The organism is Chromobacterium sp. HL1 (assembly GCF_057418835.1).
Genome location: NZ_CP162399.1, coordinates 3,620,225 through 3,633,206 on the forward strand (window position 1 = coordinate 3,620,225; position 12,982 = coordinate 3,633,206).

Consider the following 12,982-nt stretch of genomic DNA (forward strand, 5'->3'; position numbering starts at 1 on the left):
GGCTCAGAAGTACAAGTAATGGACATAGTGGAAGAACAGCGGCGCGGTATAGGTCAGCGAATCCAGCCTGTCCAGCACCCCGCCGTGGCCGGGCAACAGGCGGCCGGAGTCCTTGACCCCGATGTCGCGCTTCACCGCGGAAATCACGATGTCGCCGATAAAGCCCATCACCCCGATCAGCAGGCCGGCCAGCGCCGCGTGCAGCGGCGAGAACGGCGTCAGCAGCGGCCCCAGCAACCAGCCCAGCAGGCAGGTGGTCAGCGCGCCGCCGAGGAAGCCCTCCAGCGTCTTGTTGGGCGATACCTTGGGCGCCACCTTGCGCCGGCCGAAGGCCTTGCCCCACAGGTATTGCGCCACGTCGTTGAGCTGGGTCAGCGCCACCAGGTAGAACAGCAGCATCGCGCCCTGGGCCGGTTCGCCGATATGCGTCAGTTGGGGCAGGGTCAGCACCGCGGCCATATGGCTCAGGCAGAACACGCAGATCATCAAACCCCATTGCAGCGAGGCGGCGGCCTTGAGAAAGCCCTGGGTCTCACCGATCAGCACCATGCGCATCGGCAGGAACAGGAAGATGTAGACCGGGATGAAAATGATGAACATGCCGTACCAGTGAACCCCCAGCCAGTAATACTGCAGCGGGATGCTCAGATAGGCCCAGAACAGCACCACGTGATCGGCGGTGCGGGTGGCGCACAGCGTCAGGTATTCCTTCAGCGCCAGGAAGCTGATCAGCGCGAACACCACCAGCGCCAGCGGCACATTGCCCAGCAAGGTCAGCGAGAAGCAGGCGACGATCCACCACCAGGTACGGATGCGCAGCTTCAATTCCAGCCAGTTCTTCTGCGGCGAGCGGCTCTCCAGCACGCGGATGGCGACGCTGGCGATCACCAGCAGTGCGAATACGGCGCCCAGCGCCCAGATCAATGCTTGCGGCAACAGCGGTTTAAACATCTTCGCCCTCTTTCAAAATGGCCCGCGCCCGGTTGACGCAGGTCAGCGCCATCAAGGCGGCGCTCAATCCAAACACCCAGCCGCCCCAGGCCGCCGCCTGCGGCCACAGGCCCAGCAGCAGCGCGAAGGCGCCGTAAACAAAGGCGCGGTCGCTCTTGCCCATCGGCCCGTCGTAGCGCCGGCTCGCGCCAAGGCTAGGGCCCAGCACGCCGACGAACTCGGTCAGCAGCGCCAACGACACCGCCAGCACCGCCCAGGCAGGCTGGGCCAGCAGCAGGGCGAAGGGCAGATAGAGCGCCGCGTCGGACACCACGTCGCCCACCTCGTTGAGAATGCCGCCCAGCCGCGACTTCTGGCCGTGCTCGCGCGCCAGCATGCCGTCGATGGCGTTCAAGGCCATGCGCAGGAACAGGAAGACGGGCAGCAGCAGCCAGGGCAAGGCCTGATCCGGCCGGCAGGCCAGCCAGCCGCCGTAGGCGATGGAGGCCAGCATGGCGCCGAGCGTGACGTGGTTGGCGGTGACGCCAAGGGAAACCAGGCCGCGCAGCAAGGGGCGCAGCAGGTCCTGAAAACGGGATTTGAGTTGATAGATGCTGGGCATTTCGGCTTCGGCTCGTCTGCTTCGTCCCGACGCGCTTTCGCGCCAGTCATCACAGTCGTCAAGAAAAGTTGCAAATCCGTCGACGCGTCCGCCAATGGGGAACGCACGGAAAACGCGATTATGCCGATTGCAGAAAAGCGCGGCAAAGGAAATTGTTTGGCAATCCTACCTAGAACAAAAATACCGGCCCGCCGCCGCCGCGGCCTCAATGCGAACAAGGCATTGTTCCAATGAGGAAAATCACACAATCAAAACAAATTAATATATAAGACTAATTTTTAATAATTTCCAAGAATTTGCAAGATGCCTTAGCATCAGCTCATCGCATGTCATGGGTTTATCCATGGCAGGAAATTTCTCAGAATCACGATGCGCCGGCATCTTCTGAAACCGCGCCGCCAACAGGCGCGATCGAAACCCGCGGCGCGTCTTCAGACTAGGGGCATCATCATGAAACACGCCATCGCATTGGCCATCGCCTTGAGCGCCACCGCCACCGCCGCCTGGGCCGACCGTCTGGACGACATCAAGAAAGCCGGCGTGCTGCGCGTCGCCGCCTTCGACAGCAACCCGCCCTTCGGCTTCCTCGACGCCAAGACCCGTCAGATTTCCGGCCTGGACGTGGACGTGGCCCAACACATCGCCAAGAAACTGGGCGTAAAACTCAGCCTGATCCCCACCAATCCGGCCAACCGCGTGCCGCTCTTGGTGTCCGGCAAGGCCGATCTGGTGGCCGCCAACTTCACCGTCACCGACGAGCGCAAGAAGCAAGTGGCGTTCAGCCTGCCCTACTTTGCCTCCGGCCAGCAGTTCATCGCCCGCAAGGGGTCGCTGCAAAAGCCGGAACAACTGGCCGGCCTGCGCGTGGGCGTGGACAAGGGCACCACCCAGGAAGTGAATCTGCGCGACAAATACCCGAAAACCACCGTGGTGGCTTACGACGACACCCCGCTGGCCTTCACCGCGCTGCGCAATGGCAACGTCCAGGCCATCAGCCAGGACGGCTCCAAGCTGGCCGCCTTGCTGGCCAATGCGCCGGACAAGGCCAAGTTCGAACTGGCGCCGTTCACCCTGACCCGCGAATACCAGGCCATCGGCCTGCCCAAGGGCGAGGCGCGTCTGCTGAAAGCGGTGAACGACAGCCTGCTGAAACTGGAAAAATCCGGCCAGGCCGCCAAGATCTACAATCAGTGGTTCGGCCCGGCCACCAAAGCGCCGCTGCCTAGGGACTTCAAGATCGGCGAAGCCAGCTAAGACCCGCGTTTTCCCATCCGTATCCCCAGCCGCCGGGCGCGCCCGGCGGTTTCGCCATTTCAGACGCCGCCGGCGCTGAAAGGCGGAGCGCAATCGCAATACAGGACAGCAAGCAATGAATCCCCCCTCCTGGCTCGGCCACCACTGGCTGGAGCCCCACTACCTGGGCTGGCTGCTCAAGGGCGCGCTGCTCACCGGCTGGCTGGCCCTGCTGGTCTGCGCCGCCGCCACCGCGCTCGGCATGCTGCTGACCGCGGCGCTGGAGTCGCGCTGGCGCGCGCTCGGCCGAGGCGTCGGCCTCTGGGTCAGCTTGCACCGCAACACTCCGCTGATGGTGCAATTGCTGCTGTGGTATTTCGGCGTGGCCGGCCTGCTCCCTGAAGCCGCCATGCTGTGGCTGAACACCCCGCGCAGCCTGCCCTTGCCGGGCGGTCTGACCTTGCCGTGGCCGTCCTTCGAATTCCTGGCCGCGCTGGTGGGCCTGACCCTGTACAGCGCCAGCTTCATCTGCGGCGAACTGCAGGCCGGACTGCGCGGCGTCGCCGCCGGCCAGCGCCAGGCCGCGCGCGCGCTGGGCATGAACGGCTGGCAGGAATTCCGCTGGGTGGTGCTGCCGCAGGCCTGGGCGCTGGCGCGCCGGCCCTTGGTCGGCCAATACACCGCGGTGGTGAAGAACACCTCCTTGGCGATGGCCATAGGCGTGGCCGAGCTGTCCTACACCTCGCGTCAGGTGGAAACCGAAACCCTGCTCGCCTTCCAGGCCTTCGCCGTCGCCACCGCCGCCTATCTGCTGCTGGTGTTGCTGACCCAGGCGCTGAGCCAGCGCGGCGAGCCGGCATGGAGGGCGCCGCGATGATGCCGCCGGTGATTCAGGACAATCTCGATTATCTGCTGTGGGGCAATCTGGCCAACGGCGAGCCCGGCGGCCTGCTGCTGACCCTGGCCATCAGCGCCGCCGCCGGCGTGCTGGCCAGCCTGCTGGGCCTGGCCGGCGGCATCGCCCTGGTGATGGGCGGGCCCGGCCCGCGCCGCGCGCTGGGCGCGCTGGTGGCGCTGCTGCGCGCCATCCCGGTGCTGATGCTGATCTTCTGGTGCTATTTCCTGCTGCCCATCCTGTTTGGCGTGGACATCCCCGGCGTGCTCACCGTGGTGCTGGCGCTGGCGCTGATCAACGCCGCCTATCTGAGCCAGTCGGTGCAGGCCGGCATCGCCGCCATCGGCCCCGGCCAATGGGCGGCCGGACTGTCGCTGGGGCTGGACCGCTGGCAGACGCTGCGGCTGATCGTGCTGCCGCAGGCGCTGCGCATGATGCTGCCCTCCTTCGTCAATCAGTGGATCACCCTGATCAAGGACAGCTCGCTGGCCTATGTGGTGGGCGTGGCCGAATTCACCTTCGTCGCCACCCAGGTCAACAACCGCGAGCAGGTCTACCCGCTGGAGATTTTCGCCTTCATCGCGCTGGCTTATTTCCTGGTCTGCGGCGGCCTGCAGTTGCTGGGCCGCTGGAGCGACAAGCGCTGGAGCCTGCCGGCCCGGGCCTGAACCCGGGGAAAACCACCCCGGAGCTGGAGCCGACCTCATCGAGCAGAATAACGTAGGAGTCGGAGTCCTGTAGCGCGGGGCTCCGGCTTTTGGATTTGAACTGGATGCGCTCCGGCGGGAAACGCGGCGAGCAAGCGCTTGATCCGCGTCAAGCCGCCTCGCAACAGCCCGTGCGTCCGCCGGGCCGCCGGGCGTAGCCTATTTCGGTCTCGGACAATCAGGATCATCATCATGCACTTGCCGCTACGCTTCGCCATCGTTTCCGCCTTCGCCGCCCTGCACCTCAGCCCGCCCGCGCACGCCATGCCGGCCGCGCCGGACTATGTAGACGACAGCCAATACCTGTCCGCCGCGCGCCAGCGGGTGTTGCCGCCGGACATCCCCTGGCAGGGCGACAGCCAGCGCTTCGCCGCCAAGGCGGACGACGCCTGGGCCACCCCGCTGGAAGCCAGCGGCTTCAAGCACACGCCGGCCTATCCGGAAACCATCGCCTACCTGCAAAAGCTGGCCGCCGCCAAGCCGGCGCTGCTCAAGCTCAGCCCGATGACGGAGAAAACCGACCAGGGCCGCGACATGATGATGGCGGTGGTGTCCGCCGCCGCCGATAAATCGCCGCAGGGCCTGCGCGCCAGCGGCAAGCCGCTGATCTATGTGCAAGCCGGCATCCACCCCGGCGAAGCCAACGGCAAGGACGCCGGACTGATGCTGATCCGCGACCTGCTGATCCGCGACGACGCGCTGCTGTCCAAGGTCAACCTGCTCTTCGTCCCCACCGTCAACGTGGACGGCGACATGCGTTACGGCAAATACGGCCGCATCAACCAGAACGGGCCGGAACAGACCGGTTGGCGCGTCAACGGCCGCAACCTCAATCTGAACCGCGATTTCACCAAACTGGACAGCCCGGAAATCCGCAATGTGGCGCGCGCGCTCGACGACTACCAGCCGGACTTCTTCATCGACACCCACAGCACCGACGGCGTCAACTACCAGTACGACGTCACTTATTGCAATAACGGCCAGGGCTGGTCGCCCGCGTCCAGCCGCTGGATGGACCAGGTGATGACACCCGAGGTCTACCGCGAGCTGCGCCGCTACGGCCACGAGCCCAATGTCTGCATCTCGATGAACGACAACGAGAACCCCGACAAGGGCTATTACCCGTACTACAGCGACCTGGCGCGCTTCTCCAACCAATACGCGGACGCGCGCGGCATCCCCGCCATCCTGGTGGAACTGCACGCGCTCAAGCCCTACAAGCAGCAAGTGCTGGGCAACTACGTGCTCTACCGCGCCATCTTCGACAGCGTGTCCCGACATTACGACGGCCTGCGCGCCGCCATCGCCAAGGACCGCGCCGCGCGGCCGGACCCGGTGACGCTGACCTGGAAGGAGGCCGAGGGCAAGCCCAAGCTGGTGGACTTCAAGGGCGTCAAATTCGACAAAGTGCCCTCCCCCGTCACCGGCGACAAAATCATGCGCTGGAGCAATCAGCCGCGCGACTACCGCCTGCCCATCACCCCACTGACCGTGCCGGACCTGATCGCCGCGCGGCCCAAGGCCTATGTGGTGCCGGCGCAATGGCATGAGGTGATCGCCCGCCTGCGCGCCCACGGCATCCAGCTACGCGAACTGAGCCGGCCGGAAACCCTGGACGTCACCGTCTATCGGCTGGACGACATCAAGCTGGGCACCCCGTTCGAGCCCGATCGCGAATCCGCCGACAAGATCCCCGGCTATGAAGGCCGCTTGCTGATAGACGGCAAGCCCAGCCCGCTGCAGCGCAAAGTCACCTATCCGGCCGGCTCCGTGGTGGTGGACCCGCAACAGCCGCTGGGCACGCTGGCGATGCTGCTGCTGGAGCCCGCCAGCCCGGATTCCTTCCTGCACTGGGGCTTCTTCAACGCCAACCTCACCTCGGCGGAAGCGCCGGAAGCCTATGTGATGGAGCCGATGGCGCGGCGCATGCTGGCGGAAAGCCCGGCCCTGCGCCAGGCCTTCCAGGCCAGGCTCAAGGACCCCAAGTTCGCCAAGGACCGCAACGCCCGGCTTAACTGGTTCTATGAGCAGACCCCGTTCGCCGACAGCAACCGCTTCCTCTACCCGGTAGGCATCGTGCGCTGATCCCGTCCCGCGCAAGCGTCCGCCGGCTTGTCTACAATGAATAGATTAAAGCCGGCCGGACTTCACGGCGCGGGCGCCCACTCAAGGCGGGGCGGGCAGCGGATCGTTTCCATGTTTGCAGCGGCGGACCGGCCAGGCCGGTCAACGGCCGCAACCAGGAGAAACCCATGCACATCAAGATTCTCGGCGCCGCCGCCTGCATCGGCCATCCCGGCCACACCACCAGTTTCCTGATCGACGAGGACACTCTGATAGACTGCGGCACCGGCGTCACCAGCCTGCGCCCGGACGAAATGCTGTCCATCCGTCAGGTGCTGCTCACCCACAGCCACGCCGATCACTGCGGCTGCCTGCCGCTGCTGGCCGACGTCCACGCCAGCCGCCGCGGGCCCGGCCTCACCGTTTACAGCCAGCAGGAAACCCTGGACGCGCTGCGCGCCCACCTGTTCAACGGCGAGCTGTGGCCGGACTACACCCGCCAGCCCAGCGTCGAGCAGCCCTGGCTGCGGCTGCAGGCGGTGGAACCCGGCTACGCGCTGCCGCTGGGCGAAGGCCTGGCCACCGCGCTGCCGGCCAATCACAGCGTGCCGGCGCTGGGCTGGCTGATAGAAGGCAGTTGGCGCGCGCTGGCCTTCAGCGGCGACAGCGGCCCCTGCCCGGCTTTCTGGCAATGGGTGTCCAATGTGCCCTCGCTGACCGACGTGATCTGCGAACTGACCTACACCGACGAACGCCAGGGCGAGGCCGCGCGCCAAGGCCATATGACGCCCTTGCTGCTGCTGCCCTTCCTGCCGCAGCTGCCGGCCAACACCCATCTGTGGATCAGCCACATCGACCCCGGCTGCCGCGAGCACCTGCTGGAACAGCTGCGCTCGGAATACCCCAACGGCCTGCGCGTCTGCCCGCTGCGCGAAGGCATGGTGATCGAACTGTAGCCGCAGGAGACCCGCGCCATGCAAGGCTATCAACTCTCTTTCTTCACTCAGCAGGGCCACAGCCACGACGGCCTGCCCTTGGCGGAATGGATACTGCAACAGGCGCGGCGGATGGGCGTCCGCGGCGCCACGCTGTTTGCCGCCAGCGAAGGTTACGGCCGCCACCGCCGGCTGCATTCCGCTCACTTCTTCGAACTGGCGGACCAGCCCGAGGAAGTCACGCTGGCGCTCAGCGCCGACGAGGCCGAACGACTGCTGGCCGCGCTCGCTGCCGCCGGTATCAAGGTGTTTTACGTGAAGACGCCGGTGGAGTTCGGCGTGCTGGGGGAAGAGGAATCATAAAAACGAAGCGCCAAGGGACGGCGGATAAAACAAACCCGCCGGCGGGCGAGGGAGAAGCTGCGTCGATTCAAGCGCTCAAACGCTCCGGCAGAGGCTGGCGCTCTTCCTTCATATGCTCGTACACGTCTTTCACCAGCGCGACGATGCCATGCAAGGCCTTGTCCTGAGTACTGTCAAGGTGCGACAGCAAGGGAAACTCGTCGCAGAGCCCAACATACTCCTCGTCTTCCGACGACCAGACGACCCGGTACGAGTAGTGTCGATAATCCATCTTACGCTCCTTCAATCTTCTCAATCGCTTTCAGCACCTGCTTAACCTGATAGGCTTTCGCTTTGCCGTGGCCATTGTCTTGAATATTAACCCCGCCCGGCACACCTGGGATCTTGTAGATATGATGGCTGCCCTTAACCCGCCCTTTGCCGAAAAGGGCATCACACACGGTCACAAGTTCATCAAAACTGATATTGCCCGCCGATGTCCTCATTTTCCCTATGGTTTTCTCGACAGTCATCATTGACCTCTGCCAGCCAAGTATAGCTTGATGCTGGCACCCACCCCTAAACCGTCAAGCCGGCAAGATCATTGAAAAACAATACATTGCCGTCAGCCCGCCGACGTCCACCCCTCTGAAAATCGCAGGTGCTCAGTCAACGCCCCACCATGGAGCACAATGAAATAGGGCATGGCTCGCAAGCCATGCCCTGTTCCGCTAAGTCGCCGTTTAAGGCTCAGCGCGTCACGTCGAAGCCCGCGTCCTCCACCGCCGCCGCCAACTCCTCCGGCGACACGATCTCCGCGTCGTACACCACCTTGGCCTGCTTCGCCTCCAGGCTGACCTCGGCCTCGCTGACGCCGGCCATGCCGCTGAGCACGCCGCTAACGCTTTTCACGCAACCCTGGCAGGTCATGCCATCCACTTTCATGATCAATTCGGACATTGCTTTCTCCTGAAAAAATTCAAAACTTCGCTAGCGCCGATGCCGCCTTATTTCCAGCGCCGCAACAACAGCGAATTACTCACCACCGATACCGAACTCATCGCCATCGCCGCGCCGGCGATCACCGGGTTCAACATGCCCAGCGCCGCCAGCGGTATCCCCATCACGTTGTAGATGAAGGCGAACAGCAGATTCTGCCGGATTTTGCGCAGGCTGGCGCGCGACAGCCGGATCGCGTCCACCGCGTGCATCAGGTCGCCGTGCATCAGCGTGATGTCGGCGGCCTCGATCGCCACGTCCGAGCCGGCGCCCATCGCCAGGCTGACGTCGGCGGCGGCCAGCGCCGGCGCGTCGTTGACGCCGTCGCCCATCATCGCCACCTTGAAACCCTGCGCCTGCCAGCGCCGCACCTCCGCCGCCTTGTCCTGCGGCTTCACCTCGGCGCGGTAATCGCGGATGCCCGCTTCCGCGGCGATGCCGGCGGCGGTGGCCGGGTTGTCGCCGGTCAGCATCGCCACCCGTATGCCCATGGCCTGCAACTGCGCCACCGCCTGGGCCGAACTGGGCCGGATGCGGTCGGCGATCGCCAACAGGCCCAGCAGTTCCTCGCCGCGCGCCACCGCCACCACGGTGTTGCCCGCCTGCTGCAGGGGCAAGGCGGCGGACAGCGCCTGCTCGCCCAGCCAGCCGGGCACGCCGGCGCGCACCAGGCCGTGGCCGGCCACCTCCGCCTGCACCCCCTGCCCCACCTGGGCGGCGAAGCCGCTGACCGGCAGCAAGGGCAAGCCCTGCTGCTGCGCCTGCTGCAGGATGGCGCGCGCCAGCGGGTGTTCCGAACCGGCCTCCACGCTGGCGGCCAGTTGCAGCACCAGGTCCGCGTCCGCCGCCAAGGGCAGCACTTGTTTCACTTGCGGCTTGCCCTCGGTCAGCGTGCCGGTCTTGTCCACCAGCAACACCCCCACCTGGCTGGCCAGTTCCAGCGCGGTGGCGTTGCGGAACAGAATGCCGCGCCGCGCGCCGTTGCCCACGCCCACCATCACCGCCGTCGGCGTGGCCAGGCCCAAGGCGCACGGGCAGGCGATCACCAACACCGCCACCGCGTGAATCAGCGCCGCCGACCAGTCCTGCAGCCACAGGCCGGTGACGACGAAGGTCAGCAGGCTGATGCCCACCACCACCGGCACGAATACGCCGGAAATCACGTCCGCCAATTGCTGGATCGGCGCCTTGGAGCCCTGGGCCGCGCTGACCAGACGCACGATCTCGGCCAGTTGGGTGTCGCCGCCCACGCCGGTGGCGCGCACTTTAAGCATGCCGTCCTGATTGCGGGTGGCGGCGTAGACGCTGTCGCCCACCCGCTTGGCCACCGGCAGGCTTTCACCGGTGAGCATGCTTTCGTCCAGCGCCGCCGCGCCGTCCACCACCTCGCCGTCCACCGGCAGGGTTTCGCCGTGGCGCACCACCACCACATCGCCCTGGCGCAGCGCGGTGACCGCCACCTCTTCCACCCGGCCGTCCTCGCGCTCCACGCGAGCGGTCTTGGGCGCCAGCCGGATCAACTCCTCGATCGCCGCCGAAGTCTTGCCCTTGGCGCGCGCCTCCAGCAGCTTGCCCAGCAGCACCAGGGTGATCACCGAGGCGCTGGCTTCAAAATAAACATGCTGGTCCTCCAGGCCCAACAACGTCACCACCGCCGATAGCAGCCAGGCCATGCTGGTGCCCAAGGCCACCAGCACGTCCATATTGGCGCCGCCGCCGCGCAACGCCGCCCAGGCACCCTTGTAGAAACGCCAGCCAACCACGAACTGCACCGGCGTGGCCAAGGCCAGCTGCCAGTAACGCGGCAGCCAGCCATGGTGGCCGCCGCTGAACATCGCCACCATTTCAATGACGAAGGGCAGCGTCAACAGAGCGGAAAACGCGAACCACAGCCGCTCGCGCCGGTAGCGGCGCGCATGCTCGGCCGCCAGGGTGTCGTCGCCCGGCCCGGCCTTGGCCGCGGCCTGGTAGCCGGCGCGGCTGACCGCGGCGATCAGCGCCGCCTCGTCGGCCAGCCCGGCCACGTAATCGACGCGCGCGCTCTCGCTGGCGAAGTTGACCTGGGCGGACACGCCCGGCAGCCGGTTCAACACCTTCTCGATGCGGCCGGCGCAGGCGGCGCAAGTCATGCCCTGAATATCCAGCTCCGCCTGCCGGCGCGGCACGGCGAAGCCGGTCTTGGCGATGGTGTCCACCAAGGTTTGCGGCGGGGTTTTGACCGGGTCGAACGAGACCTTGGCCGATTCGCTGGCGAAGTTGACCGCCGCCTCCACTCCGTCCAGCCGGTTCAACTGTTTTTCAATCCTGGCGGCGCAGGCCGCGCAACTCATGCCCTCAATCGGCAAATCCACGGTGCTTGCTGTCATGATGACCTCCTGAGCCGAATTATATACCCCCATAGGGTATTTGTGGCAAACCATTTTTTCACTCTTGTCTCCGTGGCGGGCTTTACCACGCCGGCGGCCGCGTGGTAACAAGATAGGCTGAGAACCCTTGCAGGAAAACGCTATGCCCCTGAAACGCTACGGCGACGATTGCGCCTTGATCGTGGTGGACGTGCAAAACAGTTTTTGTCCCGGCGGCGAACTGGCGGTGGCCGACGGCGATCAGATCGTGCCGCTGATCAACCACATGATGCAGTTCTTCAATCGGGTGATCCTGACCCAGGACTGGCATCCGGCCAAACATGTGTCCTTCGCCAGCCGGCATGCCGGCAAGCAGCCTTTCGACAGCATCCAGCTGCCTTATGGCGAGCAGACGCTGTGGCCGGACCACTGCGTGGCCGGCAGCCATGGCGCGGCATTCCACCCCGAGCTGGACACCAGCCAGGCCCAACTGATCATCCGCAAGGGCTGCAACCCGATGCTGGACAGCTATTCCGCCTTTGTCGAAGCGGATCGCCAAACCCCCACCGGCCTGGCCGGCTACCTGGCCGAGCGCGGCGTCAAGCGGGTGTGGCTGGCCGGGCTCGCCACCGACTACTGCGTGGCCTGGAGCGCGCTGGACGCGCGCGCCGCCGGCCTGGAAACCATGGTGGTGGACGATGCCTGCCGCGGCATCAATCTGAACGGCTCGCTGAGTAGCGCCTGGGCGCAGATGCTGGCCGCCGGCGTGCAGAGGCTGCGCTCGGACGAGGTGTAAGAAGCTGTTTACGATCTGCTGCGCGTAGTGAAGCGTTGCACGGTGAGTACGAACTCAAAATGCTCATGTACCACCTGTACATTCCGCTTTTTCGCTCGTTTCCGTCTTGTCTCGCCTTAGCTCGCGAGATCGTGGACAGGTGCTAAGCAAGCCCGGCGCTGGCAGGCGCCTGGAAACAAAAACACTTAGGAGAAAAAGAATGAAGCTATTCAAACACGCCCGCCTCTGGCTGGCCGCCGGCCTGCTGCTGGCCGGGCTGGCGCGCGCGGACGCGCCGCTGGTGCTGATGACGGACTTCGGCCTCAAGGACGGCGCGGTGTCGGCGATGCGCGGCGTCGCCTACTCGGTGGACCCCAAGCTGACGCTGTCCGACCTGACCCACGAGATCCCCGATTACGATATCTGGAGCGGCGCCTACCGGCTGTACCAGACCGCCAACTACTGGCCCAAGGGCACGGTGTTCGTGTCGGTGGTGGACCCGGGCGTCGGCACCGAGCGCCAGTCCGTGGTGCTGAAGACCCGGGACGGCCGCTACTTCGTCAATCCCAACAACGGCCTGCTGACCTTGATCGCCGAGCGCGACGGCGTGGCCGAACTGCGCCGCATCGACGAGAAAACCAACCGCTTGCAGGGTTCGGCCGACTCCTACACCTTCCATGGCCGCGACGTCTACGCCTACACCGGCGCGCGGCTGGCCGCCGGCAAAATCCGTTTCGAGGACGTGGGCCCGCCGCTGCCGGCCGCCGCCGTGGTCAAGCTGTCGTACCAGCGCGCGGAAGCCGCCGACGGACGGCTCAAGGGCATGATCCCGGTGCTGGACCCGCAATACGGCAATGTGTGGACCAATATCCCCAAAACCTTGTTCGAAGCCCAGGGCTTCCGCCCCGGCGACGCGGTGAAAGTGCGTATCTTCAAGCAGGGCAAGCCGGTGGACGAGGTGGTGGCGCCTTATCGCCGCACCTTCGGCGAAGTGCCCAGCGGCCAGCCGTTGGTCTATCTGAACAGCCTGCTGGACGTGTCGCTGGCGCTGAATATGGACAACTACGCCGCCAAGCGCGGCATCGGCTCCGGACCGGAGTGGTCGGTGGAGCTGAGCCGGCCCTGAACGCCGCCG

General features: G+C 65.5%; 14 protein-coding genes. 8 read left to right on the top strand and 6 right to left on the bottom strand.

Annotation, left to right across the window (positions count from 1 at the left end; translation table 11 throughout):
- Positions 1-3: 3 nt before the first annotated feature.
- On the bottom strand, positions 4-951 hold the full coding sequence (locus tag AB1Z25_RS16445) for a phosphatidate cytidylyltransferase (RefSeq protein ID WP_107798455.1): 948 nt from the start codon (positions 949-951) through the stop codon (positions 4-6).
- Positions 944-1,552, bottom strand: coding sequence for a CDP-alcohol phosphatidyltransferase family protein (locus AB1Z25_RS16450; RefSeq protein ID WP_486635717.1), 609 nt, complete (start codon positions 1,550-1,552; stop codon positions 944-946). Before AB1Z25_RS16450 ends, AB1Z25_RS16445 begins: the two co-directional genes overlap by 8 nt.
- 450 nt (positions 1,553-2,002) lie before the next feature.
- On the opposite strand from AB1Z25_RS16450, the gene AB1Z25_RS16455 reads away from it, so the two are divergent.
- The 6 genes from AB1Z25_RS16455 (at position 2,003) to AB1Z25_RS16480 (ending at position 7,749) form a co-directional block, all read left to right on the top strand.
- A complete protein-coding gene (locus AB1Z25_RS16455) occupies positions 2,003-2,806 on the top strand; it encodes an ABC transporter substrate-binding protein (protein WP_486635718.1) in 804 nt (267 codons plus the stop codon).
- 115 nt (positions 2,807-2,921) lie between these two features.
- The gene (locus tag AB1Z25_RS16460) at positions 2,922-3,662 is read left to right on the top strand and encodes an amino acid ABC transporter permease (protein ID WP_486635719.1); all 741 of its coding nucleotides are present in this window, start codon (positions 2,922-2,924) and stop codon (positions 3,660-3,662) included.
- Positions 3,644-4,348 (top strand): amino acid ABC transporter permease, encoded by a 705-nt coding sequence (locus tag AB1Z25_RS16465; RefSeq protein ID WP_233246649.1) that lies wholly within the window; start codon positions 3,644-3,646, stop codon positions 4,346-4,348. Before AB1Z25_RS16460 ends, AB1Z25_RS16465 begins: the two co-directional genes overlap by 19 nt.
- A gap of 231 nt (positions 4,349-4,579) precedes the next feature.
- The gene (locus tag AB1Z25_RS16470; RefSeq protein WP_486635720.1) at positions 4,580-6,472 is read left to right on the top strand and encodes a M14 family metallopeptidase; all 1,893 of its coding nucleotides are present in this window, start codon (positions 4,580-4,582) and stop codon (positions 6,470-6,472) included.
- Positions 6,473-6,639: 167 nt separating this feature from the next.
- Positions 6,640-7,407, top strand: a complete 768-nt coding sequence (locus AB1Z25_RS16475; RefSeq protein ID WP_107798450.1) for a 3',5'-cyclic-nucleotide phosphodiesterase — start codon at positions 6,640-6,642, stop codon at positions 7,405-7,407.
- 18 nt (positions 7,408-7,425) lie between these two features.
- Positions 7,426-7,749: a DUF190 domain-containing protein gene (locus AB1Z25_RS16480; RefSeq protein WP_253314842.1), complete on the top strand. Its 324-nt coding sequence runs from the start codon at positions 7,426-7,428 to the stop codon at positions 7,747-7,749.
- 67 nt (positions 7,750-7,816) lie between these two features.
- On the opposite strand, the gene AB1Z25_RS16485 is transcribed toward AB1Z25_RS16480, so the two are convergent.
- The 4 genes from AB1Z25_RS16485 to AB1Z25_RS16500 form a co-directional block, all read right to left on the bottom strand.
- Positions 7,817-8,020, bottom strand: coding sequence for a hypothetical protein (locus tag AB1Z25_RS16485; RefSeq protein WP_048409942.1), 204 nt, complete (start codon positions 8,018-8,020; stop codon positions 7,817-7,819).
- A gap of 1 nt (position 8,021) precedes the next feature.
- Positions 8,022-8,264: a type II toxin-antitoxin system HicA family toxin gene (locus tag AB1Z25_RS16490; protein WP_486635721.1), complete on the bottom strand. Its 243-nt coding sequence runs from the start codon at positions 8,262-8,264 to the stop codon at positions 8,022-8,024.
- A gap of 214 nt (positions 8,265-8,478) precedes the next feature.
- Complete coding sequence (locus AB1Z25_RS16495) at positions 8,479-8,688, bottom strand: heavy-metal-associated domain-containing protein (protein ID WP_019102750.1); 210 nt, start codon at positions 8,686-8,688, stop codon at positions 8,479-8,481.
- A 47-nt stretch (positions 8,689-8,735) separates the two neighbouring features.
- Positions 8,736-11,093 carry a heavy metal translocating P-type ATPase gene (locus AB1Z25_RS16500; RefSeq protein WP_486635722.1) on the bottom strand — a complete coding sequence of 786 codons (2,358 nt, stop codon included), beginning with the start codon at positions 11,091-11,093 and terminating at the stop codon, positions 8,736-8,738.
- Between the two features lie 142 nt (positions 11,094-11,235).
- Between AB1Z25_RS16500 and pncA the strand changes: the two genes are divergently transcribed.
- Both pncA and AB1Z25_RS16510 read left to right on the top strand, forming a co-directional pair.
- The gene (gene pncA, locus AB1Z25_RS16505) at positions 11,236-11,868 is read left to right on the top strand and encodes a bifunctional nicotinamidase/pyrazinamidase (protein WP_486635723.1); all 633 of its coding nucleotides are present in this window, start codon (positions 11,236-11,238) and stop codon (positions 11,866-11,868) included.
- Positions 11,869-12,067: 199 nt separating this feature from the next.
- The gene (locus AB1Z25_RS16510) at positions 12,068-12,973 is read left to right on the top strand and encodes an SAM hydrolase/SAM-dependent halogenase family protein (protein ID WP_486635724.1); all 906 of its coding nucleotides are present in this window, start codon (positions 12,068-12,070) and stop codon (positions 12,971-12,973) included.
- Positions 12,974-12,982: the final 9 nt, after the last annotated feature.

What these genes read in the sequence shown, in the direction of transcription:
- AB1Z25_RS16445 (WP_107798455.1), bottom strand. Translation starts at nt 951, where the DNA reads ATGTTTAAACCGCTGTTGCCGCAAGCATTGATCTGGGCGCTGGGCGCC.
- AB1Z25_RS16450 (WP_486635717.1), bottom strand. Translation starts at nt 1,552, where the DNA reads ATGCCCAGCATCTATCAACTCAAATCCCGTTTTCAGGACCTGCTGCGC.
- AB1Z25_RS16455 (WP_486635718.1), top strand. Translation starts at nt 2,003, where the DNA reads ATGAAACACGCCATCGCATTGGCCATCGCCTTGAGCGCCACCGCCACC.
- AB1Z25_RS16460 (WP_486635719.1), top strand. Translation starts at nt 2,922, where the DNA reads ATGAATCCCCCCTCCTGGCTCGGCCACCACTGGCTGGAGCCCCACTAC.
- AB1Z25_RS16465 (WP_233246649.1), top strand. Translation starts at nt 3,644, where the DNA reads ATGGAGGGCGCCGCGATGATGCCGCCGGTGATTCAGGACAATCTCGAT.
- AB1Z25_RS16470 (WP_486635720.1), top strand. Translation starts at nt 4,580, where the DNA reads ATGCACTTGCCGCTACGCTTCGCCATCGTTTCCGCCTTCGCCGCCCTG.
- AB1Z25_RS16475 (WP_107798450.1), top strand. Translation starts at nt 6,640, where the DNA reads ATGCACATCAAGATTCTCGGCGCCGCCGCCTGCATCGGCCATCCCGGC.
- AB1Z25_RS16480 (WP_253314842.1), top strand. Translation starts at nt 7,426, where the DNA reads ATGCAAGGCTATCAACTCTCTTTCTTCACTCAGCAGGGCCACAGCCAC.
- AB1Z25_RS16485 (WP_048409942.1), bottom strand. Translation starts at nt 8,020, where the DNA reads ATGGATTATCGACACTACTCGTACCGGGTCGTCTGGTCGTCGGAAGAC.
- AB1Z25_RS16490 (WP_486635721.1), bottom strand. Translation starts at nt 8,264, where the DNA reads ATGATGACTGTCGAGAAAACCATAGGGAAAATGAGGACATCGGCGGGC.
- AB1Z25_RS16495 (WP_019102750.1), bottom strand. Translation starts at nt 8,688, where the DNA reads ATGTCCGAATTGATCATGAAAGTGGATGGCATGACCTGCCAGGGTTGC.
- AB1Z25_RS16500 (WP_486635722.1), bottom strand. Translation starts at nt 11,093, where the DNA reads ATGACAGCAAGCACCGTGGATTTGCCGATTGAGGGCATGAGTTGCGCG.
- pncA (WP_486635723.1), top strand. Translation starts at nt 11,236, where the DNA reads ATGCCCCTGAAACGCTACGGCGACGATTGCGCCTTGATCGTGGTGGAC.
- AB1Z25_RS16510 (WP_486635724.1), top strand. Translation starts at nt 12,068, where the DNA reads ATGAAGCTATTCAAACACGCCCGCCTCTGGCTGGCCGCCGGCCTGCTG.